Source organism: Bounagaea algeriensis, assembly GCF_054491375.1.
In genome coordinates this window covers 1,207,785-1,231,180 of record NZ_CM137102.1, presented here as the reverse complement: position 1 = coordinate 1,231,180, position 23,396 = coordinate 1,207,785, and the positions used below count along the sequence as shown (strand labels likewise).

Annotated in this window: 22 protein-coding genes and 1 riboswitch; of the genes, 7 read left to right on the top strand and 15 right to left on the bottom strand. The window is 70.6% G+C overall.

Annotated elements, in window-relative coordinates; translation table 11 throughout:
- The first annotated feature begins 27 nt into the window (after positions 1–27).
- The gene (locus tag ACVGV2_RS05615; RefSeq protein WP_459164983.1) at positions 28–807 is read left to right on the top strand and encodes an enoyl-CoA hydratase-related protein; all 780 of its coding nucleotides are present in this window, start codon (positions 28–30) and stop codon (positions 805–807) included.
- Positions 808–877: 70 nt separating this feature from the next.
- Here ACVGV2_RS05615 and ACVGV2_RS05610 read toward each other — a convergent pair whose 3' ends face one another.
- From ACVGV2_RS05610 to ACVGV2_RS05585, 6 genes are all read right to left on the bottom strand, one after another.
- Positions 878–1,285, bottom strand: a complete 408-nt coding sequence (locus ACVGV2_RS05610; RefSeq protein ID WP_459164982.1) for a barstar family protein — start codon at positions 1,283–1,285, stop codon at positions 878–880.
- 241 nt (positions 1,286–1,526) lie between these two features.
- Positions 1,527–1,748, bottom strand: coding sequence for a hypothetical protein (locus ACVGV2_RS05605; protein ID WP_459164981.1), 222 nt, complete (start codon positions 1,746–1,748; stop codon positions 1,527–1,529).
- A 71-nt stretch (positions 1,749–1,819) separates the two neighbouring features.
- Positions 1,820–2,707, bottom strand: coding sequence for a 3-hydroxyisobutyrate dehydrogenase (mmsB, locus tag ACVGV2_RS05600; RefSeq protein ID WP_459164980.1), 888 nt, complete (start codon positions 2,705–2,707; stop codon positions 1,820–1,822).
- A gap of 151 nt (positions 2,708–2,858) precedes the next feature.
- Complete coding sequence (locus ACVGV2_RS05595) at positions 2,859–3,890, bottom strand: enoyl-CoA hydratase/isomerase family protein (protein ID WP_459164979.1); 1,032 nt, start codon at positions 3,888–3,890, stop codon at positions 2,859–2,861.
- A complete protein-coding gene (locus tag ACVGV2_RS05590; protein WP_459164978.1) occupies positions 3,887–5,080 on the bottom strand; it encodes an acyl-CoA dehydrogenase family protein in 1,194 nt (397 codons plus the stop codon). Before ACVGV2_RS05590 ends, ACVGV2_RS05595 begins: the two co-directional genes overlap by 4 nt.
- 524 nt (positions 5,081–5,604) lie before the next feature.
- Complete coding sequence (locus ACVGV2_RS05585; RefSeq protein WP_459164977.1) at positions 5,605–7,098, bottom strand: CoA-acylating methylmalonate-semialdehyde dehydrogenase; 1,494 nt, start codon at positions 7,096–7,098, stop codon at positions 5,605–5,607.
- A 223-nt stretch (positions 7,099–7,321) separates the two neighbouring features.
- Here ACVGV2_RS05585 and ACVGV2_RS05580 point away from each other — a divergent pair, with 223 nt between their 5' ends.
- From ACVGV2_RS05580 to ACVGV2_RS05570, 3 genes are read left to right on the top strand one after another with little or no spacing between them, the layout of a single operon-like run.
- Positions 7,322–8,359, top strand: coding sequence for a methyltransferase (locus ACVGV2_RS05580; RefSeq protein ID WP_459164976.1), 1,038 nt, complete (start codon positions 7,322–7,324; stop codon positions 8,357–8,359).
- Positions 8,360–8,373: 14 nt separating this feature from the next.
- Positions 8,374–8,694 (top strand): hypothetical protein, encoded by a 321-nt coding sequence (locus ACVGV2_RS05575; RefSeq protein ID WP_459164975.1) that lies wholly within the window; start codon positions 8,374–8,376, stop codon positions 8,692–8,694.
- Complete coding sequence (locus tag ACVGV2_RS05570; RefSeq protein ID WP_459164974.1) at positions 8,694–9,248, top strand: hypothetical protein; 555 nt, start codon at positions 8,694–8,696, stop codon at positions 9,246–9,248. The genes ACVGV2_RS05575 and ACVGV2_RS05570 overlap by 1 nt, the downstream gene beginning before the upstream one ends.
- A gap of 263 nt (positions 9,249–9,511) precedes the next feature.
- Here the strand turns inward: ACVGV2_RS05570 and aceA are convergent, their stop codons facing one another.
- The gene (gene aceA / locus ACVGV2_RS05565) at positions 9,512–10,828 is read right to left on the bottom strand and encodes an isocitrate lyase (RefSeq protein WP_459164973.1); all 1,317 of its coding nucleotides are present in this window, start codon (positions 10,826–10,828) and stop codon (positions 9,512–9,514) included.
- A gap of 116 nt (positions 10,829–10,944) precedes the next feature.
- Here aceA and ACVGV2_RS05560 point away from each other — a divergent pair, with 116 nt between their 5' ends.
- The gene (locus ACVGV2_RS05560; RefSeq protein ID WP_459164972.1) at positions 10,945–12,411 is read left to right on the top strand and encodes a helix-turn-helix domain-containing protein; all 1,467 of its coding nucleotides are present in this window, start codon (positions 10,945–10,947) and stop codon (positions 12,409–12,411) included.
- Positions 12,412–12,451: 40 nt separating this feature from the next.
- Here the strand turns inward: ACVGV2_RS05560 and ACVGV2_RS05555 are convergent, their stop codons facing one another.
- The 4 genes from ACVGV2_RS05555 to ACVGV2_RS05540 all read right to left on the bottom strand — a co-directional run bounded on the left by ACVGV2_RS05555 (position 12,452) and on the right by ACVGV2_RS05540 (position 15,673).
- A complete protein-coding gene (locus ACVGV2_RS05555; RefSeq protein ID WP_459164971.1) occupies positions 12,452–12,859 on the bottom strand; it encodes a type II toxin-antitoxin system death-on-curing family toxin in 408 nt (135 codons plus the stop codon).
- Positions 12,860–12,872: 13 nt separating this feature from the next.
- Complete coding sequence (locus ACVGV2_RS05550) at positions 12,873–13,055, bottom strand: hypothetical protein (protein WP_459164970.1); 183 nt, start codon at positions 13,053–13,055, stop codon at positions 12,873–12,875.
- A 94-nt stretch (positions 13,056–13,149) separates the two neighbouring features.
- Complete coding sequence (lepA, locus tag ACVGV2_RS05545; protein ID WP_459164969.1) at positions 13,150–15,012, bottom strand: translation elongation factor 4; 1,863 nt, start codon at positions 15,010–15,012, stop codon at positions 13,150–13,152.
- A 271-nt stretch (positions 15,013–15,283) separates the two neighbouring features.
- The gene (locus ACVGV2_RS05540) at positions 15,284–15,673 is read right to left on the bottom strand and encodes a VOC family protein (RefSeq protein WP_459164968.1); all 390 of its coding nucleotides are present in this window, start codon (positions 15,671–15,673) and stop codon (positions 15,284–15,286) included.
- 342 nt (positions 15,674–16,015) lie between these two features.
- Here ACVGV2_RS05540 and rpsT point away from each other — a divergent pair, with 342 nt between their 5' ends.
- Entirely contained in the window at positions 16,016–16,276 is a 261-nt protein-coding gene (gene rpsT, locus ACVGV2_RS05535; protein ID WP_459164967.1) for a 30S ribosomal protein S20, read from the top strand.
- A 129-nt stretch (positions 16,277–16,405) separates the two neighbouring features.
- On the opposite strand, the gene holA is transcribed toward rpsT, so the two are convergent.
- Positions 16,406–17,389 (bottom strand): DNA polymerase III subunit delta, encoded by a 984-nt coding sequence (gene holA, locus ACVGV2_RS05530; RefSeq protein WP_459164966.1) that lies wholly within the window; start codon positions 17,387–17,389, stop codon positions 16,406–16,408.
- 101 nt (positions 17,390–17,490) lie between these two features.
- A riboswitch (SAM riboswitch) is annotated at positions 17,491–17,617 on the top strand.
- Positions 17,618–17,629: 12 nt separating this feature from the next.
- Here holA and thrC point away from each other — a divergent pair.
- The gene (thrC, locus tag ACVGV2_RS05525) at positions 17,630–18,898 is read left to right on the top strand and encodes a threonine synthase (RefSeq protein WP_459164965.1); all 1,269 of its coding nucleotides are present in this window, start codon (positions 17,630–17,632) and stop codon (positions 18,896–18,898) included.
- A gap of 66 nt (positions 18,899–18,964) precedes the next feature.
- Here thrC and ACVGV2_RS05520 read toward each other — a convergent pair whose 3' ends face one another.
- The 3 genes from ACVGV2_RS05520 to ACVGV2_RS05510 form a co-directional block, all read right to left on the bottom strand.
- On the bottom strand, positions 18,965–21,298 hold the full coding sequence (locus ACVGV2_RS05520) for a DNA internalization-related competence protein ComEC/Rec2 (RefSeq protein ID WP_459165884.1): 2,334 nt from the start codon (positions 21,296–21,298) through the stop codon (positions 18,965–18,967).
- A 53-nt stretch (positions 21,299–21,351) separates the two neighbouring features.
- Complete coding sequence (locus ACVGV2_RS05515; protein ID WP_459164964.1) at positions 21,352–22,353, bottom strand: helix-hairpin-helix domain-containing protein; 1,002 nt, start codon at positions 22,351–22,353, stop codon at positions 21,352–21,354.
- Positions 22,354–22,468: 115 nt separating this feature from the next.
- Positions 22,469–23,368, bottom strand: coding sequence for a DegV family protein (locus ACVGV2_RS05510; RefSeq protein WP_459164963.1), 900 nt, complete (start codon positions 23,366–23,368; stop codon positions 22,469–22,471).
- Between the last annotated feature and the right edge of the window lie 28 nt (positions 23,369–23,396).

The window sequence follows — 23,396 nt, the reverse complement described above, 5'->3', positions numbered from 1 at the left end:
CCGGCGCGAGCCGCTAACGTGCCGCGCATGACAGAGGAACTCGTGCACCGCGCCGATTCCGGCGGCATCGCGACGATCACGTTGGATTCCCCGCACAACCGCAACGCCCTGTCGGCGCAGCTGCGCGACGAGCTGCACGGGCACGTGGCGGACGCGTTCGCCGACGACAGCGTCCGAGTGCTCGTGCTGGACCACACCGGCCCGGTCTTCTGCGCCGGGATGGACCTGAAGGAGTCCCGCTCCGCCTCCGCCGGGGACCAGGGCGTGCAGGCGTTCCCGGCGCTGTTGGAACAGCTGTGGACGAGCCCGAAACCCGTGATCGCGAAACTGGCCGGACCGGCCCGCGCGGGCGGCGTGGGGCTCGTCGCGGCCGCGGACATCGCGGTGGCCGCGGACGAGGCGACGTTCGCCTTCTCCGAGGTGCGCATCGGCGTGGTCCCGGCGGTCATCTCGATGACCGTGTTGCCCCGGCTCGCACCGCGGCAGGCGCACGAGCTGTTCCTCACCGGGGAACGCTTCGACGCCCGCCGGGCGGTGGAGGTCGGCCTGCTCAACAGCGCCGTGCCCGCCGGGGAGCTGGACGCCGAGGCGCGGCGCTACGCCGACATGCTCGCCCGCGGCGCGCCCGGCGCGCTGGCGGCGACGAAGCGACTGCTGCTCGACCCCCCGTCCACGACGACCGGCCGGGAAGCCTCCTACGAACAGCTGCTGGCCCTGTCAGCCGAGCACTTCGCCGGCGAGGAGGGCCAGGAAGGGATGCGCGCGTTCGCGGAGAAGCGCGACCCCTCCTGGGCGCCCGAGGGCTGAACCGTTCAAGCACCGGCGGCGGTGCACAACCGGCGACCAGCAAAAATGCGCCGCGGGCGGCCGCGCAGACCTACTCGCTGGCGAGCACGGCCTGGAAGCGGCGCCCGCACATCGAGTTCTCCGCGGCGTCCCGCAGCACGTCGAGGATGCGCTCGAAGGCGCGCGGGTCGTGCTCGGCCAGTGCCCGGTGCCCGGACCAGACGAGCACGTGCTCGCCTTCCGGAAGCCAGGACAGGTCGGTGAGGCAGTCGTAGAGGGCGTCGAGGTTGCGCCCCGCCCACTCGGGGAAGTTCAGCACGGCCGCGATGCCGTCGAGCGTCGTCCGCTTGTTCGTCAGGTCCGCCCCGTCCAGGACGTGAACCTCGGCGCCTCGGCGTTCCGCTTCCTCCACGGCTTGGCGGGCGTCCACGCGGGGTAGCTGCACCTCGGTCACCGCCGTTCTTCCAGCACGCGCCTGCGTTTGCTTCAACACCTTCATCAGCATCAACCGTCAGCGTCGATAACTGCATCGCGTTCGCCGCGGGCCGTCCCGACGTGTCCGCGGTGATCGTAACTCTCGGTGAAATCCGATGGCACTTCGTACAACGTTCGAACCGCGGGCTCGGATTCCGCGCCGAGCGAGTCGTGCTCGGTCGGCGCACCCGCGCCTCGGACGAACCATCCGACCACGACGAGCAGGACCAGCGCGACCAACGCGAGGGTGATCCGTTTCCGCGGACTCACGTCGACGTGCCCTCCGCTTTCCGGCGCGCCGAACGGCGTCCGGCACGCATCCGGGCCCACTGGTCCTCGACCAGGTCGGCAACCCGGTCCACCACGCGGGTAGCCGCCCAGCACAGCGGGAGGAGAGCGCCCACGATGAGGACGATCTGCACCGGGTAGGGAAGCTGCACGAGCCACAGCTCGATCGCGTTCCACCAGTCGAGGAGCCATGCCATCACGAGCGGACAGCGTACGCCGGTGTTCGGCGATCACCCCGCCGGGGACTGCTCCGTTCGCGCGAACGGTATCGTCACTGCTCAGAGCGTTCGCGGATCCACTTGATGATGGCGCCGAAGTCCTGGTCGCCCCCGCCGGTGTCGTTGAACCGCTCGTACAGGTCGAGGGCGAGCTGCCCGATCTCCGTTTCGGCGCCGCTCTGCTCGGCGGCGGACTTCGCCAGCCGCAGGTCCTTGACCATCAGCGAGGCGGCGAAGCCGGGGGTGTAGTCGCGGTCGGCGCGGCTGGTGGAGACCATTCCCGGTTCGGGGCAGTTGGTGGTCAGCGCCCAGCACTGGCCGGTGGAGACCGACGCCACGTCGTAGAGCGCCTGCGGCGGCAGGCCGAGCCGCTCGCCCAGCACGAACGCCTCGCTCACGGCGACCATCGAGGCGCCGAGGATGAGGTTGTTGCACATCTTCACGACCTGGCCGTTGCCGGGCCCGCCGCAGTGGATGAGCTTCCGCGCGATCGGCTGCAACAGCTGTTCGGCGCGGTGGAAGTCGCTCTCGGAACCGCCGACCATGAACGTCAGCGTGCCCGCTTCCGCACCGGCGGTGCCGCCGGACACCGGCGCGTCGAGCGCGTCGAAGCCGGCCTGCTCCGCCCACTCGTGGGTCTGGCGCGCTTCGGCGACGTCGACGGTGGACGAGTCGACGAGCAGCGTGCCCGGATGTGCCGCGGCGAGGACCTCCGGGTAGCAGGCGTGCACCTGCTTGCCGCCCGGCAGCATGGTGACCACCGCATCGGCACCGGCGGCGGCGTCGGCGACCGATGCGGCCGGGGTGACGCCGTTCGTCCGGGCCTCCTCCAGGATCTGCGGGTCCAGGTCGAAGCCCCGCACCGTGTTGCCGGCCTCGACGAGGTTGGCCGCCATGGGGCCACCCATGTGGCCCAGTCCGATGAAACCGATGACCGCCATGGTCTGGTGTCCCCTTTCGCGTGGTGGGTTGTCGCGGACCGGGCAGACCGGTCGCCGGGAGGGGGCGGAAGCCGGGCCCGGAGTCGTTTCCGCACCCGGCTCCGCCGGGGCCGAGGAAGGCCGTTGCAGGTAGCGACCGGCGCACCGCCGGTTACAGTTCGAGTTCCCCGTCCGGGTCCGGTGCGAAGAACGAGGCGATCCGGTCCTCACCGACCTCGGCCAGCGTGGGCGGGTTCCACCGCGGATCGCGGTCCTTGTCCACGAGCGTCGCCCGCACGCCCTCGACGAACTCGCCGCTGCGCACGGACGACATCGCCGCCCGGTACTCCTGCCGCAGCGCCTCCGCGAGCGAGCCGTACCGCGACCGCACGGCGCGCAGGGTCACGCTGAGGCTGGTGGGTGATTTCTCGGCGATCGCGTCGGCGGCCTCGCGGGCCCGCTGTTCCGGCCGGGCCCGCAGGCGCTCGAGGATCTCGGACACGGTCGACGCCGCGTAGGCCTCGTCGATCCATTCCCGGTCGGTTTCGACCTGCGCCGCCGGTGGCTGTTCGGCGAACTTGCCCAGCGCCTCGTCGGCGGGGGCCTCGGCCAGCGCGTCGGCGAGCCCCGGCAGCGCCGACCGCGGCACGTAGTGGTCGGCGAATCCGGCGTGGATCGCGTCCGCACCGCTGAACGGCACCCCGGTGAGCCCGAAGTGCTCCCCCAGGTGGCCGGGGGTGCGTGCGAGCAGGTAGGTCCCGCCGACGTCGGGGACGAAGCCGATGCCGACCTCCGGCATGCCCACCTTGGAGCGTTCGGTGACGACGCGGTGCGAACCGTGCGCGGTGATGCCGACGCCGCCGCCCATGCAGATGCCGTCCATGAACCCGATGATCGGCTTCGGGTAGTTCCCGATCAGCGCGTTCATCCGATACTCCTCGGCCCAGAAGGTGGCGGCGGTGCTGTAGTCGCCGTCCCGGGCCGCGTCGTGGATGGCGCGCACGTCGCCGCCGGCGCACAGGCCCTTCTCCCCGGCACCTTCGATGAGCACCCTGCGGATGTGGTCGGTGGACTGCCACTGGCGCAGAGCCGCGTCGATCTCGCGCACCATGGTCAACGTGAGCGAGTTGATCGCCTTCGGCCGGTTCAGCGTGATCCGCCCCAGGCCGCCCTGCTCGGCGAGCACGATCTCCGGCTCGCTCATGAGACGTTCTCCAGCAGGTCGCGGGCGATGATGAGTCGCATGATCTCGTTGGTCCCTTCCAGAATCTGGTGCACTCGCAGGTCGCGGACGAGTTTCTCCACGCCGTACTCGGCAAGGTATCCGTATCCACCGTGGATCTGAAGGGCCTCGTTGGCCACGGCGAATCCCGCGTCCGTGGCGAAGCGCTTGGCCATGGCACACCACCGGGTGGACTTCGGGTCGCGCGCGTCGAGGGCGCTGGCGGCGCGCCACAGCATCAGCCGCGCCGCTTCGAGGTCGGTGGCCATGTCGGCCAGTTTGAAGCGCAGTGCTTGGAAATCGGCCAGCGGCGCGTCGAAAGCCGTGCGCTGGCCCGCGTACTCGAGGCTGCGACGCAGCGCGGTCTCCGCGCCGCCGACCGAGCAGGAGGAGATGCCCAACCTGCCCGCGTCGAGTCCGGCCATGGCGATCTTGAAGCCCTCGTTCTCCGCGCCGAGCAGGCGTTCGGCCGGTACGCGGACGCCGTCGAGCACGATTTGGCGGGTGGGCTGGGCGTGCCACCCCATCTTCGCCTCGTTCGGGCCGAACGCGATCCCCGGGGCGTCGCCGTCGACGAGGAACGCGGAGATCCCGCCGGCGCCGGGGTCGCCGGTGCGCGCCATGACCAGGTACAGGTCGGCGGCACCGCTTCCGGAGATGAACTGCTTGACTCCGGTGAGCTCGTACTCGTCGCCGTCGCGCACGGCGCGCGTGCTCAGCGCAGCCGCGTCGGAGCCCGCGCCTGGTTCGGTCAGGCAGTAGCTGGCGAGCCGCCGCATCGAGCACAGCTCGGGCAGCCATTCCTGCCGCTGCTGCGCGGTGCCGAACCGGTCGAGCACGCCGGCGACCATGTTGTGGATGGACAGGTACGCGGTGACGCACGGGTCGCCGGTGGCCAGCGCTTCGTAGACGACGACCGAGTCGAAGCGGCTCAGGCCGCTGCCGCCGACGTCCTCGGACACGCAGATCCCACCCATGCCGAGCGGGCCGGCCGAGCGCAGCGTGTCCACCGGGAAGGTCTTGCTCTGGTCCCACTCGAGGGCGTGCGGTGCGAGCCGTTCGTCGGCGAACTCCTTCGCCGTGTCGCGCAGGGCGCGCTGGTCCGCCGAGAGGTCGAAGCGGGAGGTCGGTTCTGCGGTCGGAGCGGACACGGCTCCTCCTTTCGTGGTCATCTTCCCGGGTGGGACCGGTGTTGCCGGGCCGCACCCGGATCCGCCCGGGCGCGGCGGCCCGGTCACCCCCACCGCGCGGGATCACCGCCGCGGTGGGGTTTCACTGCACCCTGCTCCGGTCCCCTTCCGGGGCAACGCATCGGTGGCCCTGCGCAGCGAGCCACGGAAGTCCTTCTGCACGGCTCTCACCGGGACGCCCGAAGCACTGTTCCGGAGTGTCGGAACACCTTGTCGCAACCGGCTTGCCCGGCATCTCCTGTTCGACGCGCAGCGTCGAGCACTCAACACGCAACCGGACCGGGATTCATGTGCAGTTCTTGTTTTCTCACAACCGGACCCACCGCGGGTTCTCCCGTGCTCCTCTCGCGAGGAAGGCTCGAGGAACAGCTCCATTTCGTTGTCCGGGGCGGGCGGCCGGGGGCAGCTGGGAGTAGGTCGCTACTCGATGTCGAAGCTCCCGGAGCGAGAGGAGTGCGAGAGGTTCCGCCACTGGAGCAACTGCGCAGAGAAAACCGCTCACCCCCTCACGTCGGGATGGTGAAGCTGGCCCCGTCCTTGACCCCCGACGGCCACCGCTGGGTCACCGTCTTTGTCTGGGTGTAGAAGCGGATGGAGTCGGTGCCGTGCTGGTTGAGATCTCCGAATCCGGAGCGCTTCCAGCCGCCGAAGCCGTGGTAGGCGATGGGTACCGGGATGGGGACGTTGACGCCGACCATGCCGGTGTCCACGCGGGTGGTGAAGTCGCGCGCGGCATCGCCGTCGCGGGTGAAGATCGCCACCCCGTTGCCGTATTCGTTCTCGCTGGGCAGACGGGCCGCTTCGGCGTAGTCGCGGGCGCGCACGACCGACAGCACCGGGCCGAAGATCTCCTCGCGGTAGATCCGCATCTCCGGGGTGACCCTGTCGAACAGGGTCGGCCCGAGGAAGAAGCCGTTCTCGTGGCCGGGCACGGTGTGCTGGCGTCCGTCGACGAGGAGCTCGGCGCCTTCCTGCTCGCCGACGCCGATGAGGTCGGTGACGCGGTCGCGTGCCTGCGGGGTGATCAGCGGCCCGAAGTCGGCGTTCTCGTCGAAGCTGGTGCCGACCTGCAGGTCGCGGACGCGTTCGGTGAGGCGTTCGACGAGGGTGTCGGCGGTGCGCTCGCCGACGGGGACGGCGACGGACACGGCCATGCAGCGTTCGCCCGCGGAGCCGTACCCGGCGCCGATGAGGGCGTCGACGGCTTGGTCCATGTCGGCGTCGGGCATGACGACGAGGTGGTTCTTCGCGCCGCCGAAGCACTGGGCGCGTTTGCCGTGCGCGGCGGCGGTGGCGTAGACGTGCTGGGCGATCGGCGTGGAGCCGACGAAGCCGACGGCTTTGACCTCGTCGTCGGTGAGCAGCGCGTCGACGGCGGTGGCGTCGCCGTGCACCACGTTGCACACGCCCGGCGGCAGGCCGGCTTCGACGAGGAGTTCGGCCAGCCGCAGCGGCACGGAGGGGTCGCGTTCGGAGGGCTTGAGGACGAAGGAGTTGCCGCAGGCGATGGCGGGCCCCATCTTCCACAGCGGGATCATCGCGGGGAAGTTGAACGGGGTGATGCCGGCGACGACGCCGAGCGGCTGCCGCATCGAGTAGACGTCGATGCCGGTGCTGACGCTGTCGCTGTACTCGCCCTTGAGCAGGTGCGGGATGCCGGTGGCGAATTCGACCACTTCGACGCCGCGCTGGATGTCGCCGTGGGCGTCGGGGACGGTTTTGCCGTGCTCGGAGGAGAGCAGCCGGGCCAGTTCGTCCTTTTCCTGCTCGACGAGCCGGAGGAAGCGCATCAGCACGCGGGCGCGCTGCTGCGGGTTCCACTTCGCCCATTCCTGCTGCGCCGCGGCCGCGTCGCGCACGGCGGAGCGCACCTCCTCCGTCGTGGCGAGCGGGACGTGGCTCTGCACGGTTCCGGTGTTCGGGTCGAACACCTCGCCCGTGGAGCCGGAACGCCCCGCGACTCGCTTGCCGCCGATGAAGTGCTCCAGTTCGCGGCTCATGCGCCACCACCCATCCACGCGTTTAGTAGGCCTTCAAACCATTGGTACCCCAATATTTTCTGGACTGCCGCGCGAACGCAAGAGCGCGCGGTGAACTCGCCCGGAACGCGCAGTACCCGGCCGGACCGGGCAGTACCCGGCCGAACCGTCCCGCCGCGGGCGTGCGCACCCCGCCCGCGCGCACGCCCGCGCTGATCGCCCGCAGCGCGCTTACCCTGCCCGCATGGCACGCGATCCGCAGGACATCCGGGCGATGGCCGACATCATCACGCCGTTCGCCATCCGCACGGTGGCGACGCTCGGCGTGCCGGACGTCGTGCGGGACGGGCCCGTCCCCCTGGAGTCGATCGCGCAGCAGTGCCACGCGCTGCCCGATCCGCTGGGGCGCGTGCTGCGCTTCCTCGTGCACCACGGGATGTTCACCGAGCCGGAACCGAACATCTTCGGCCCGAACGAGACCTCGCACGCGCTGCGCAGCGACCGGCCGGGCAGTCAGCGCGCATGGCTCGACCTGGACGGCGCCGTGGGGCACGCGGATCTCGCCTTCGTCGAGCTGCTCACGCACGTGCGCGGGCGGGAAAAGGCTTACACGGCGGTGTTCGGACGCGGGTTCTGGCAGGAGCTCGCCGAGGACGAGGAACTCTCCGACTCCTTCGACTCCCTGATGGAGAGCAAGACGCACGGGCTCGCGCCGCTGGTCGCGCAGGCCCGCGCGTGGGATTCCTTCAGCAGCATCGCCGATGTCGGCGGCGGCAAGGGCCTGCTGCTGGCCGAGATCCTCACCGAGCACCCGAACGTGGCCGGACTGCTGGTGGAGCTGCCCGGACCGAGCGCCAACGCGGCGGATTACCTGCGGCAGCGCGACGTGGCCGGACGGGTGCAGATCATCACCGCCGACTTCCTCGAAGCGCTGCCCTGCACGGCGCAGGCCCTGCTGCTGTGCGACGTGCTGGGCGACTGGGACGACGCGGAGGCGACCCGCATCCTCCGCAACTGCGCCGAAGCCGCCGAGCAGGACGGGCGCGTGTTCGTCGTGGAGGTGCTGCCCGACCACGACATCGCCGAGCACCCGAGCGCGGCCGATGCGACCACGATGGACGTGTTCACCGAGCTCGACCTGCGCATGATGGTCTACGTGGGCGGGCGGATGCGGGACCTCGCGGCCGTGCACGGCCTCGCCGAGGAGGCGGGGCTCGAGCTGGGCGGAGTCACCGCGCTGGACAACGGTTACGCGCTGCTGGAATTCCTGCCGCGCGAGTAGCCCGGCTGACGTCGGTGGCCCTGGCGGGCACCGATGATCGCGGGGCGCGCGCGGCTGACCCGCGCAGCACCACCCTCCTGTTAAGCTTTGCCGAAATGACTGAGGGTCGCTGGAGATTCAACGAGGAGCGCCGGGAAAAGCTCCAGAGCGACGACTCCGCAACCGAAAGCGCTGCAGACTTCAGCAAAGGCCTGGCCGCACAGCTGAAGAATCCACTGGCCAAGCTGGGGGACGCGATCGAGAGCACCTGGACGGCGTTTCTGCTGGCTCCCGGCGCATGCGTCATCGCCGTCGTTGCCGCCACCGTCGAGACCGCAGGGGTTCAGGTCAGCTGATGAGCACAGGCCCGTTTCCCTACCTCAGTTTCATACTGGTATCCCCTCCGCTCGAGCAGAAGATCAAGAGTTCCTGCACAGCGGGTGCGGTTCCGTCCTTGGCCACAGCTCCGATCATCGGCCTCATCGTCCTCTTCCTGGACGGCGATCTGCTGTTCGTAAAGCTGCTGCAGGGGTTGTGCGCTCTCTTTCTGCTGGCATCCGGGTTCTACCTTCTGGCGGGACGTTCCTGCGTGGCATCCGGACACTTGAACTTGACGATCGCTGCTCAGGTGCGGCGTCCGCTCCTCGCTCTGACGATCGTCGAAGCGGTGCTGCTGCTGCTGTCGTACGTACCGCTACTGGTGCACCTCACCGAAGCGACGGAGGTCTCATCAACGTCCGTCGTCATCGGAATGCTCCTGCCAGCAGTACTTTTCGGGCTCTCGCTCATGAACTACCGAGTCGCCCGCAAACTGCTGCCGCCGCGGCCCGCGATGCTCCAGCAGCACGGTCTGTCCGGGCAGGTCGTCGGCCCACCACCGCATCCGGCGGACCGTACTGGCGAGCGGTGAACCAGTGAGCTCCTGATCAGGCCCCGCCCGAGACGTGAAAAGGTGGGCGGGAATCCGACGCCAGGATTCCCGCCCACCTGCGCACCATCGCGGTCGACACCCCGCCACAGGGTTACTTTGCTGGTGCGTTCACTCCGGTGCCTTCCCACGGGACACCGGACCCCTCCCCCGGGCCGAGCCGGGTACGGCCGGGGGTGGGACTCGCGCACCCGTTCGCCTCGGCGCCCCGCAGCGTCCTGGCGAACCGGTGCCGAAAACCGGGATCAGAACTGGGCCGACTCGGTGGACTCGGCCAGCGCCGTGGTGGACGCGTCCGGGCTCACGGCGGTGCTGATCAGGTCGAAGTAGCCGGTGCCGGCCTCCCGCTGGTGCCGGGTCGCGGTGTAGCCGTCGGCCTCGGCCGCGAACTCCCGCTGCTGCAGGTCGACGTAGGAGACCATGCCGTCGTTGGCGTAGCCCTTGGCCAGGTCGAACATGCTGTAGTTCAGCGCGTGGAAGCCCGCCAGCGTGATGAACTGGAACTTGTAGCCCATCTGGCCGAGCTCCTTCTGGAACTTCGCGATGGTCGTGTCGTCCAGGTTGCGCTTCCAGTTGAACGACGGCGAGCAGTTGTAGGCCAGCATCTGGTCCGGGTACTGCTCCTTGACCGCCTCGGCGAACCGGCGCGCCTCGTCGAGGTCCGGTGTGGAGGTCTCCATCCAGATCAGGTCCGCGTGCGGCGCGAAGGCCAGTGCCCGGGTGATGCACGGCTCGATGCCGTTGCGCACCTTGTAGAAGCCCTCCGAGGTGCGCTCACCGGTCATGTACTGGATGTCGCGCTCGTCGACGTCGTTGGTGAGCAGCGTGGCGGCCTGAGCATCGGTCCGGGCGATGACCAGGCTCGGCACGTTGGCGACGTCGGCGGCCAGCCGGGCCGCGTTCAGCGTCTTGACGTGCTGGCTGGTGGGGATGAGCACCTTGCCGCCGAGGTGGCCGCACTTCTTCTCGGAGGCGAGCTGATCCTCCCAGTGCACACCGGCGGCGCCCGCGGAGATCATGCCCTTCATCAGCTCGTAGGCGTTGAGCACGCCGCCGAAGCCGGCCTCGGCGTCGGCCACGATCGGCGCCAACCAGTCGACCGGCTCACCCTCGTCGCTGGTGTCCGGGTCCAGCGCCTCGGAGTAGTTGATCTGGTCCTGGCGCAGCAGGGCGTTGTTGATCCGCCGCACGACCTGGGGGACCGAGTTCGCCGGGTACAGGCTCTGGTCCGGGTAGGTCTCACCGGCGAGGTTCGCGTCCGCGGCGACCTGCCAACCGGACAGGTAGATGGCCTTTAGTCCCGCGCGGACCTGCTGCACCGCCTGGTTCCCGGTCAGCGCACCGAGAGCGTTGATGTAGTCGTTCTCGTGCAGCTGCTTCCACAGGCGCTCGGCGCCGTGGCGGGCGAGGGTGTGCTCCTCGGTCACCGAACCGCGCAGCCGGATGACGTCCTCCGCGGAGTAGGTGCGCTCGACTCCCTGCCAGCGGGGGTCGGTGTCCCATTCGCGCTGGAGCTGCTCGGCCGCGTGCTTGGCCTGGGCGCGGATCCCTTCCTGGTTCATCGTTTCACCTTCCGGATCGGTCGCTGCCTGGTGACACCCAGTATTGCTCCGCGCAAGCGCAAAGACGAGGAGATTTCCCTAGAAAGTTTCGATAATTTTCTGCTAGAGTCAAAGCCATGTCGGCCTTCACTTCGGAAGAACACGGGAATTTTTCAACAGAGCATGACCTTCTGGTGTTCGGTCAGCGGCTGCGGCACTTGCGCCGAGCAACCGGACTCACCCTGTCCGACCTCGGCGAGAAGGTGGGCCGGGCCCCTTCGCAGCTGTCCCTGCTGGAGAACGGGCACCGGGAGCCCAAGCTGTCGCTGCTGCGCGCGCTCGCCGAGGCGCTCGGCACCACCACCGACGAACTGCTGTCCGACAAGGCCCCCAACCGCCGCGCCGAGCTGGAGATCGCGGTGGAGAAGGCACAGCAGGACCCGCTGTACCAGCAGCTGAACGTGCCGCAGCTGAAGGTGGGCAAACGCGTGCCCACCGAAGCGCTCGAACACGTGCTCGCGCTGTACGAGGAGCTCAAGCGGCGCGAGACCAAGCAGGTCGCCACCCCGGAGGAGGCCCGCAAGGCCAACGCCGAGCTGCGCTCCATGATGCGCGAGCACGGCAACTACTTCGCCGAGATCGAGAAGCAGGCCACGGAGCTGCTCGAGGGCGTCGGGTACCACGGCGGCGCGCTGTCCGAAGGACTCATCCAGTCCATCGCCACGCACCTCGGCTACGGGCTGCGGTTCGTCACCGACCTGCCCCGCTCAGTGCGCTCGGTGACCGACCTCAAGCACGACCGCATCTTCCTGCGCCGCGAATCCCTGGGCATGCACAGCCCGCGCACGATCCTGCTGCAAACGCTCGGGCACCTCACCCTGGGCCACAAGCAGCCGCGCGACTTCGCCGACTTCCTGCGCCAGCGCGTCGAGGCCAACTACTTCGCCGCCGCCGTGCTCGTGCCGGAGCAGGCCGCCGTGCCCTTCCTTCGCCAGGCCAAGGCCGACCGCGACCTCGCCGTGGAGGACCTGCGCGACGTGTTCTCCGTGTCCTACGAGATGGCCGCGCACCGGTTCACCAACCTCGCCACGCAGTACCTCGACCTGCGCTGCCACTTCGTCCGCAACGACGAGACCGGCATCATCTACAAGGCCTACGAGAACGACGGCCTGGTCTTTCCCACCGACCCGACCGGGGCCATCGAAGGCCAGCGCATGTGCCGCTACTGGGCGGGCCGCCAGGTGTTCAACGCCTCCGACCGGTACTCGACGTACTACCAGTACACCGACAAGCCGGGCGCGACGCACTGGTGCGTCGCCCACGTCGACCCCAGCCGCGGACGGGACTTCGCGATCACCCTCGGCGTGCCGTACACGGAGTCGCGCTGGTTCCGCGGCCGGGACACCACCAACCACGAGCGGTCCGGCTGCCCGCACGGCGAGTGCTGCCAGCGCCCGCCGACGGAACTGGCCAACCGCTGGGAAGGCCTGGTCTGGCCCTCGGCGCGGGCGCACTCGCACGTGCTCACCGCGCTGCCCCCGGACACCTTCCCCGGCGTGGACGAGGCCGACGTGTACGCCTTCGTCGAGGCGCACCAGTCCTGAGGCATCCGAACGAGCTGGACGGGCCGGCTTCCCCGGCCCGTCAGCCACCACCCGACTCGGCGTGCGCGGTGAGCTTGCCCAGCACCGCGGCGATGTGTTCCAGGCCGACCTGGTTCTGCGCGGCCGCGCAGACCATCTCCTCGGCCACCTCGACGTCCTCGCTCTCGAGCGGGTCGATGAGGGAATGGCCGCTGAGGTCGAGGAAGACCAGCGAGCAGTTCCACGCGGCGCGTTCGTTCCCGTCCACCAGGGCGTGATTGCAGGCCAGCGAGTGCAGCAACGCTGCAGCTTTGACGTGCACACCGGTGTAGGCATCGGCGCCGAACAGCGACGCCTGCGGCCGCGCTACCGCGCTCTCCAAGAGCCCGTAGTCGCGGACCTGCGGTGGCTCACCCAACACGACTCGGGTGACCTCGAGGACGTCGGCGACGTCGAGATGCTCCGTCATCCCTGGTCCAGGATCACCGCTGGGCCAGGCGCTCGTTCAGGTCGGACGAGATGCGGCCGACACGCGCGGCGGAGGCGGCGACCTTGCGGCGGTGCAGCTCGGCGAGCACGGCTTCGTTGGCCATCGCCTTCACACTCTTGCCCTCCGCTGCGGCGGCGCGGCGCAGCTGCTCCATCTGATCGTCATCGAAGGTCACGTTAATCGCTGGCACACATCCAGCCCACCTGCGAGGTACCACATTCGGTACCTGGTGTGCGCTGCAAAAACGATTCGAAGCAGCCGGCGACGACCTACTTCTTGCCCTTCTTGTCCTTGTCGTCCTTGCCGCTCTCGCCGCCGTCGGTGGACAGGGCCGCGACGAACGCCTCCTGCGGCACCTCGACGCGACCGATGTTCTTCATCTTCCTCTTGCCTTCCTTCTGCTTCTCCAGCAGTTTGCGCTTGCGGCTGATGTCGCCGCCGTAGCACTTGGAAAGCACGTCCTTGCGCAGCGCGCGGATCGTTTCGCGCGCGATGATGCGCGAACCCACGGCCGCCTGGATCGGCACCTCGAACTGCTGCCGCGGGATGAGCTCGCGCAGCTTGTTCGTCATCTTCGTGCCGTAGGAGTAGGCGAAGTCCTTGTGCACGATCGCGCTGAACGCGTCGACCATCTCGCCCTGCAGCAGGATGTCCACCTTCACCAGGTCGGCGGCCTGCATCCCCGCCTCTTCGTAGTCCATCGAGGCGTAGCCGCGGGTGCGCGACTTGAGCTGGTCGAAGAAGTCGAACACGATCTCGCCCAGCGGCATGGTGTAGCGCAGCTCGACGCGGCTCTCGGACAGGTAGTCCATCCCGTTCATCGTGCCGCGCCGGCTCTGGCACAGCTCCATCACTGCGCCGACGTACTCGGAGGGCACGATGATCGTGCACTTGGCGATCGGCTCGCGCACCTCCAGCGGCTTCCCGCCCGGCCAGTCCGAGGGGTTGGTGACCTCCGTTTCGGTGCCGTCCTCGCAGGTCACCTCGTAGACGACGTTCGGTGCGGTGGAGATCAGGTTGAGGTTGAACTCCCGCTCCAACCGCGCCCGCGTGATCTCCAGATGCAGCAGACCGAGGAAACCGCAGCGGAAGCCGAAGCCCAGCGCGCCCGAGGTCTCCGGCTCGTACGTCAGGGCCGCGTCGTTGAGCAGCAGCTTGTCCAGCGCATCGCGCAGCAGCGGGTAGTCCGAACCGTCCATCGGGTACAGCCCCGAGTAGACCATCGGCAGTGGCTCGCGGTAGCCGGGCAGCGGCTCCGCGGCACCGTCCTTCACCGCGGTGACCGTGTCGCCGACCTTGGACTGGCGGACGTCCTTCACCCCGGTGATCAAGTAGCCGACCTCGCCGACACCGAGACCCTCGCTGGTCTTCGGATCCGGCGAGATGATGCCGACCTCCAGCAGTTCGTGGTTCGCGCCGGTGTACATCATGCGGATGCGCTGCCGCGGCGTGATCTTGCCGTCGACGACGCGGATGTAGGTCACCACGCCGCGGTAGGTGTCGTAGACCGAGTCGAAGATCATCGCGCGCGGCGGGGCATCGGCCTCGCCCTCCGGCGCCGGCATCCGGTTGACCACCGCGTCGAGCACCGAGTCCACGCCGTCGCCGGTCTTGGCCGACACGCGCAGCACGTCGCCCGGATCGCAGCCGATGATGTGCGCCAGCTCGTTGGCGTACTTCTCCGGTTCGGCGGCGGGCAGGTCGATCTTGTTCAGCACCGGCACGATCTCGAGGTCGTGCTCCATCGCGAGGTACAGGTTCGCCAGCGTCTGCGCCTCGATGCCCTGGGACGCGTCGACCAGCAGGATCGCGCCTTCGCAGGCGGCCAGCGAGCGGCTCACCTCGTAGCTGAAGTCCACGTGGCCCGGGGTGTCGATCAGGTGCAGCACGTGGTCGCGGCCGTCCACGGTCCACGGCAGGCGCACGTTCTGCGCCTTGATGGTGATGCCGCGTTCCCGTTCGAGGTCCATCCGGTCCAGGTACTGGTCCCGGTAGGCGCGCTCCTCCAACACTCCGGTCAGCTGCAGCATCCGGTCGGCCAGCGTGGACTTGCCGTGGTCGATGTGCGCGATGATGCAGAAGTTCCGGATGCGCTCCGGACTCGTGAACGTCGTGTCTGCGAAGCTGCTCACTCGTGGTTCCTCGCGTGTCGATACTGGGTTGTCCCCATCGTCCCATGCCGGGGGCCGCCTCCGGAGCCCAACTCCGGAAAGCGCGCGAGCTCCCCGACCCTGCACAGCGACAGTGTTGCTGAGCAGGGAAGACGAGCTCGCAGGGCGCTGCGCGCGGCCAGGGTCACCACCGGGCCGCGGCACTGCCACCCGGGGCGAGCGCGTCGGGCCCGCCGGAGCCGCGATCCGGCAATCGGATTCCGCGGCGGACGCTGGCGCCAACCGCGCGCGCTCAGTCTCCGCTCGGCGGGTTCCGCACGTCCACGCGCAGCGGGTGATCACCGGGGATCTCGACGAGCACGATCGGCAACCCGTCGGGATCGGCGATCCACGCCTCGTCCAGGCCCCAGGGTTTGCGCTCGGCCTCGACCAGCACGTCCACCTGCCCGCGCAGCCGGTTCATCTCCGCGGCGAGGTCCCGCACCTGCAGCCACAGCGACCGGTCCTGGCTCGGTGGTTGCGAGCCCTGGCCGGAGACCTCGAGGTAACCCTGCCCGAGGAAGAACACCGTCCCGCCCGGGAACTCGCGGGCGATCGCGAGCCCGAGCACGTCGCGGTAGAAGGCCACGGAGCGGTCCGGGTCGAGCGGTCGCAGGAGCATGCGGCTGCTGAGAATCTCCATGCCGCGTTTCTACCGCGCAGGTCACCGCTACGCGATGCCGAGCAGCACCACTCCGGCCAGCACGCCACTCCGGCCAGCACGATCGTGGCACCGGCCGCCGGGCGGCCCCGGGCACAACCGGCCGCACGACAGCGGACGGCCGCCGCGCGGACCGGAGCATCACCCGCCCACCGATGTCGCAGGTCAGCCTTGCTACCGTGGCCGCTTGCGCCGTGCGGCGTTCCGCAGGGAGGAAACCGCTCCGCACTCCGCGCACTGACCGGCCGCAGCGCCGGCGAGCGCGCCGGAGCGGTGCCGTACACAGCGCGGCGCGAACAGTCGAGCGACGAGGAAGGCGTACCAGTGGCCAACATCAAGTCCCAGCTCAAGCGGATTCGCACCAACGAGCAGAACCGCCGCCGCAACCAGTCGGTGAAGTCCCACGTGAAAACGGCCATCCGCAAGTTCCGGGAGGCCGCTGCCGCCGGCGAGAAGGACCGCGCCGTCGAACTGCAGCGCGCCGCCGGAAGTGCGCTGGACCGCGCTGTTTCCAAGGGCGTGCTGCACAAGAACCAGGCCGCCAACAAGAAGTCCTCGATGGCCCGGCAGCTCAACAAGATCTGACTCGCGGAGCTGTTTTCCGGAGCTGAATTCCGGTCCACCAGCACCGGGAAAGCCGCCCCTCGCCGTGCGGTGCACGGCGGCGGGCGGCTTTTCGCGTGCCGCCCCGGCGGGTTCGCCGGGCTCAGCTGCTCAGCGCCGGCCGCGCAGGGCGACCACGTCGAGCACGGCCCGCTCCAGGGCGTAGTTCGCGTCCGCGGCGTTGCCCTTGACGTCGGCGTTGAGCGCCGCGACGACGCCGAGCGCGTCGGTGATCCCGGTGCTGTTCCAACCGCGCGACTGCGCCAGGGCCTTCTTCACCTTCCACGGCGGCATGCCCAGCTCGCCGGCCAGCCGGAACGGGTCGCCGCCCTTGCCCGCGGAGGCGACCTTGCCGATCGTGCGCACCGCGTCGGCGAGCGCGTCGGCGATGAGCACGTGCGGCACGCCGAGGTGCAGCGCCCAGCGCAGCGCCTCGATCGCGCCGCCGCGGTCGCCGGTGACGGCCTTCTCCGCGACGACGAACCCGGTCACCTCGGCACGCCCCTGGTGGTAGCGGCGCACGGCCTCGGCGTCGACCGTGCCGCCGGTGTCCGAAACCAGCTGGGTGGCTGCGTTGGACAGCTCGCGCAGCTCCGATCCCACGGCTTCGACGAGCGCGCGCACCCCGTCGGTGTCGATCTTGCCGCCGACCCGGCGGACCTCGTCGCGGACGAACGCCTCCCGGTCGGCCGGTTTGGTGATGCGGGGGCATTCGGCGACCTGGGCGCCGAGCTTCTTCAGCTGGTTGGGCAGATCCTTGGCCTGCTTGGCGCGGCCACCACCGCTGTGCACGATCACCAGCACCACGCCGTCGGCCGGTTCGCGGGCGTGGGTGAGCAGCGCTTCGGCGATCTCCTTGCCGGCGTCCTGGCAGTCCTCCACGGCGAGGATGCGCCCGTCGGCGAACAGCGAGGGGCTGAGCATCTCGTCGAGCTCACCGGTGGTGAGTTCGGTCACCTTCGCCCGGCGCAGTTCCGCCTCCGGATCGGCCGCGCGCGCCGCGGCGACCGCCGCGCGCACCGCGCGCTCAACCAGGAGCTCCTCCTCGCCCACCACGAGGTGCAGCGGGGAGACGACCGTGCTCGGCGAGGTCATGTGCGACATCGTCGCACGCCCCCGGTGATCTTCCGCACCGTGGACGCTCCTGGCGAGATGCCGGGACGGTCCACTAGCGTGTCCGCCATAACCGGATAGCTAGCTCATCCAGAGGGGCAGAGGGACCGGCCCGACGAAGCCCCGGCAACCGGTGTCGGCTTTCCTGTACCGCGGGGGCCGCCGACGACAAAGGTGCCAACTCCGACCCGCCCGCGGGAGAGATGAGGAAAGGACCTCGCAATGACCGCCGCTGCCCAGGCACAGACCCCCTCGCGCTCCGCCCTCGACCTCGGACAGGCCACCGAGCTCGTGTCCAAGGAAGAAGGGCATCGCCAACCGCTGGCGCCGGAGTTCGTCAGCCTCGAGGACTTCTCCCCGCTCGAAGTCGCCTACGATTTCGGGCGCATCACGCGTGCGGAGATCGAGTCCGGACCGCGGTCGATCTGGCGCTACAAGAAACTCCTGCCGGTCCCGTCCACCGTGGACCGGATCGCGAACACCGAACCCGGCTGTACGAGGCTGCTTCGCGCCGACAACCTGGCGAAGGCCCTGGGCGTGAAGCAGATCTGGATCAAGGACGACACCGGCAACCCGACGCACTCGTTCAAGGACCGCGTGGTCGCGGTCGCGCTGGCCGCCGCCCGCGAATTCGGGTTCAAGGTGCTCGCCTGCCCGTCCACCGGCAACCTCGCGAACGCGGTCGCCTCCGCGGCCTCCCGCGCCGGCTGGGACTCGGTCGTGCTCGTTCCGAAGACCCTGGAACAGGCCAAGATCATGATGACCGCGGTCTACGACGGCTCGCTGCTGGCCGTGGACGGCAACTACGACGACGTGAACCGCCTGGCCACCGAACTGGCCGGTGAGCACGAGGACTGGGCGTTCGTCAACGTCAACGTGCGGCCGTACTACTCGGAAGGCTCCAAGACCCTGGCCTTCGAAGTCGCCGAGCAGCTGGGCTGGCGGCTGCCGGAGCAGATCGTGGTACCGATCGCCTCGGGCTCGCAGCTGACGAAGGTGCACAAGGGCTTCAACGAGCTCGGCGAGGTCGGCCTGGTCGAGCCGAGCCCGGTGCGCATCTTCGGCGCGCAGGCCGCCGGGTGCTCGCCCGTGGCCACCGCGTTCAAGGAAGGCACCGACGTGGTGCAGCCGCAGCGGCCGGAGACGATCGCCCGCTCGCTGGCCATCGGCGCCCCGGCGGACGGCCCGTACGTCCTGGACACGGTGCGCAAGACCGGTGGGGCGATCGAGGACGTCACCGACGAGGAAGTCGTCGAGGGCATCCGCCTGCTCGCGCGGACCGAGGGCATCTTCGCCGAAACCGCGGGCGGGGTGACCGTCGCCAACGCCAAGAAGATGTTCGAGAACGGCCAGCTCGACCCGGACCAGGAGACGGTGCTGCTCATCACCGGTGACGGGCTGAAGACCATGGACGCGGTCACCGAGCACGTGGGGCCGAAGGCGACCGTGGCGCCGAACACCGAGGCGGTGGATCAGGCCCTCGGGCTGTGACGGCGCGCCGCCGGCGGTCTCGTGGACGCGGCGCCGGCCGGGGCATCGCGGCCGCACCATCGCTGCTCACCACGCCGGGAGCAGTGCGTCCTCGGCCGCCGCGGTGCTCGGGCCGCGCCGGCCGGCCAGCACGGCGATGTCACCGTCCTCGTCGGTGCGCAGCACCTCCGGCACGCTCGCGAGCATGCCCAGCAGACGCCCGTGCGGGTGCCCGTAGTCGTTGTCCGCGCCGACGCTGATGAGCGCCACCCGCGGATCGACCGCCGCGACGAATCCCGGCAGGCTCGTCCGCGAGCCGTGGTGCGGCACTTTGAGCACATCGGCGCTCAGGTCCGTGCCCGACCACAGCAACTGCTGCTGACCGCGGACCTCCACGTCCCCGGTCAGCAGCACGCTGCCCGCCGGGGTGCGTGCGCGGAGCACGACGGAGGCGTCGTTGGCGGCTTCCTCCCCGGACGCCCGGGTGAGCGAACCGGTGGGGCCGAGCACGTCGAGGGTCAACGCCGGCCATCGCAGCGAACGTCCCGTCTCGGCGCTGAGCACGGGCGTGCCGTTGCGGCGCGCGTGCTCGGCCACCTCCCGCATCGCCCAGGCCGGTTCGCGGTGCGGGCCGACGGCCACGCCACCGACGGGCAGTTCCGCGAGCACCCCGTCCACCCCGCCCACGTGATCGGCGTGCAGGTGGCTGAGCACGAGCAGCGCCACGCGGTCCACGCCGAGGCGCCGCAGGCAGCCGGTCACCGCCTCGGCATCGGGTCCGGTGTCCACGAGCACCACCTCCCCGGGCCGACCGGTGGCCAACACGGTTGCGTCGCCCTGGCCGACGTCGCACACGACGGCGCTCCACCCGCCAGGCGGCCACGGCGACACCACGCTCCGCACCGGGACGAGGCAGGCGGCGAGCACGGCGGCGACGAGGACGACCCGCCGGAACCGCCGGAAGCGCAGTGCGAGCAGCACCAGCAGTGCAGTTCCGGCGAGCAGGAACCCGCCGAAGATCCCGTCCGGCCACGGCAGCAACGCCCCGGGGACGTCCGCCGCGTGCTCGGCCACTCCGATGATCCAGCCGAGGGCCGGAGTGGCCAGCAGCACGCACAGCTCGGCCACCTGCTGCACGCCCGGTGCGGTGATCGTGGCGAGCACGCCGAGCACGGTGGCCGGAGGGACCGCAGGCCCGGCCAGCAGGTTGGCGAGCACCCCGATGAGGCTGATCCCGCCGGACACGGCCGCGATGAGCGGAGCCGTGGCCAGCTGGGCCGCCGCCGGAACGGTGAGCATCTCGGCCAGGCCCACCGGAACACCGCGCTCGTGCAGCCGGGCCGACCAGGCAGGCGCGAGCACCACCAGCGCGGCCGTGGCCGCCACCGACAGGGCGAACCCGACTTCGCCGGCGAGGTTCGGAGCGAGCAGCACCAGGCCCAGCACGCTCGCCGCGAGCACCGGCAGGGTGGAGCGTTCCCGTCCGAGCGCCAGCGCGAGCAACGTGATCGCGCCCATCGCGGCGGCCCGCAACACGCTCGGTTCGGGCCCGCACAGCACCACGAAGCCGCACAGCGCCAGCGCGGCGACACCCGCGCACACCACCGGTCCGCAGCCGACCAGCCGGGCCAGCAGCAGCACCGCACCGCAGACGATGGCGACGTTCGCGCCGGACACGGCAACGAGATGCGTCAGGCCCGCGGTTTCGAAGTCCTGCTCCACCTCCGCTGGCAGCCCGCCGACGTCGCCGATCACCAGCCCCGGCAGCAGTCCCGCCGCTGCGGGCCCGAGCACCTCCGCCGCGGTGTCCCGCAAGCCCTGCCGCAGGTGTTCGGCCACCCGCTGCACCACCGGGACGTCTCCGGTGGTGCGCGGTGCGGAGTACGTGCTCACGGCGGCCACGGTGAGCTCCCCGGACCGCGGCGGGAGGAGATCACCGCGCAGCGCGGCCTCCTGCCCCGCGACGAGATGCTCCCACTCCGCGGTGGGGACGAGCAGCACGACCCGCCCCCGCATCTCCCGCAGCCGCCCGTCCACTTCCGCCGCCCGCAGCCGGGCCGGCACCAGCGCGCGCTCCCCTTCGCGGTGGTTGCCGTAGGAGTCGCCGCGCAGCGCACGGGGAGCATCGGTGAGGGTGACGTGCAGCGACGCGGCCGAGCCGAGGGAATCCTGCAGCGGGTGGTGCTCCACCGCGTGGGCACGCACGCTGATCGACGTGCCGGCGGCCACCACCAGCAGCGCGGCGGCGAGCACCGCCCGGGCGCCCGGACGTCCGCGCCCTCGCCACGCGACGGCGAGCGCGGCCGCAGCGCATCCGGTCGCCACCGCCGCCGGCGACCAGCCGCCGTACAACCCCAGCAGGGTCACCGCCCACACTCCGCACGCCGCGGGAACCAGCCGCAGGTCGAGGACCTCGCCGATCCCCGGAGCGCTTCCGGTGTCCGTTCCGGCATCGGCCGCGCGTACCGCGGAACTCACACCTCGGCCAGCTCCCGCAGCCGCTGCACGGTCTTCTCCCCGATGCCGTCGATGTCCTGCAGCTGGTCGACCGAGCGGAACTCGCCGTGCTCACTCCGCCAGCGCACGATCTGCTGCGCGGTGACTTCCCCCACGCCGGGCAGCTGTTGCAGAGCCTCCTCGTCCGCGCTGTTCAGGTTCACCGCCGAATCCTCCTCCGCGGAGTTCCCGCCCGGTGGAGGTTCCGGTTCGGGGATGCCGACGTGGAGCTGCTCGCCGTCGTCCAGCCGGCGGGCGAGGTTGAGGGCGGTGACGTCGGTGTCCGGCAGCGCCCCGCCCGCTTCGGCCAGCGCATCGGCGACCCGGTCGCCGGACTCGATGGTGACCAGGCCGGGTTCATGCACGCGTCCGACGACGCTGACAACGAGTTCCTCCGGTGTCTCCGCGGTGGCAGAAGGAGCGCTCGCCGCCGGCGGAAGCGGTGGGGCCGCCGCCGGGGAGCGCTGCTCCCCGGCGGCCTGCTGCCGCCACAGCACGGTTGCTGCCACGACGAGGCTGACCAGCGTGAGCCCCGCGAGCACGAGCACGCCGCCGCGTCCGGGATCGAAGCGCGCGGTGAGCAGTGTTTCCGGCACCCACCGGTGCAGCCGCTCGTGCAGTCGGCCGCGCGGCGCGGAAGCCTCCTTCCCGCTCGGGAGCATGCCGCCGCCGGAGGCGGTTCCTCCCTCCACCGCGAGTCCGCTCCCGACGGTTCCCGCCCCTGATGGCGGTTCGTCGAGCGAGTCCGGCGCGGGCCGCGGTTCGTAGCGCGCCCGCAGCTCCGGTGCGGAGTCCCGCGGCAGCACGGCGCTTCCCGCGCCGACCGCGCCCGTCCCGACAGGCTCCGCGCCGGATTCGGCCGCGGAGCTCGGAGCGGACCACGCGACGGGGTCCTGCTGGGGAGCACGGCCGAGCGCCCGCAGCCGCGCCTGCGGAACCGGTTCGGTACGGTGCGCCCGGAACAGCCGGAAGTCGTCCATGCGACGAACATAGAGCGCTGCCAAGGGCTTTCGCTGCTCCGAAATCCGAATCTGTGGAGAACTCGGCCCCTTGTGGACAACTCGCCCCGGTACTTGCCCGCCCGGGCGATGTAGCTCAGCCGTTCCGGGGTCCGCCTTCCGCGGGAGCAAGATCGTCCGCGGGACCGGTCTCCGGAGACCACACGACGACCCCCAGGGCACCCGGACCGATGTGCGCGCCGATCACCGCCCCGACCTCGGTCACCACGCAGTCGGCCACCGGGAGCGCCGCCCGCAAGCGCTCCGCCAGTCCCGCTGCCCGCTCCGGGGCGGCCAAGTGGTGCACCGCCACCCGCACGGACGCGTCACCGCTGCGCGCGGCCCGCTCGGCCCGCTCCACGAGGTGAGTCACCGCCCGCGACATCGTGCGCACCTTCTCCAGCGGGGCGATCCGCCCGGACTCGACGTGCAGCACGGGTTTGATGGACAGCGCCGTGCCGAACACCGCGGCCGCCGCGCCGATGCGCCCACCGCGCCGCAGGTGCTCCAACGTGGGCACTGTGAACAGCGTCTCGGTCCGCGCGCTCGCCCGCGACGCGGCCCGCTCCACCTCGTCCGCGGTGGCACCGCGCGCCGCCTGCTCCGCGGCCGCCAGCGCGGGAAACCCCACGCCCATCGCCGCCGAAGCCGAGTCGACCACGCGCACGCGGTCCGTGCCGACACGCTCGGCGGCCACGCGCGCCGCGTCCCACGTGCCGGAGAGGTGGCGGGACAGGTGCACCGCCACCACCGCGTCCGCCCCGCTGTCCAACGCCGCCGCGTAGGCCGCCGCCAGCTCGTCCGGAGCGGCCCCGGAAGTGGTCACCCGCTGGTGCTTGCCCATGGCGCGGGCCAGCTCCGCCGGCGCCACCGCCGACTCGGCGAGCGGATCGGCCCCGGCGACGGAAACGTGCAGCGGAACCACACCGATGCCGAAGCGGGACGCGGACTCCGCAGGCAGGTACGCCGTCGAATCGGTGACCACCGCGACCGTCACGCGTTCACCCCGCGTCGATCAGCACAGC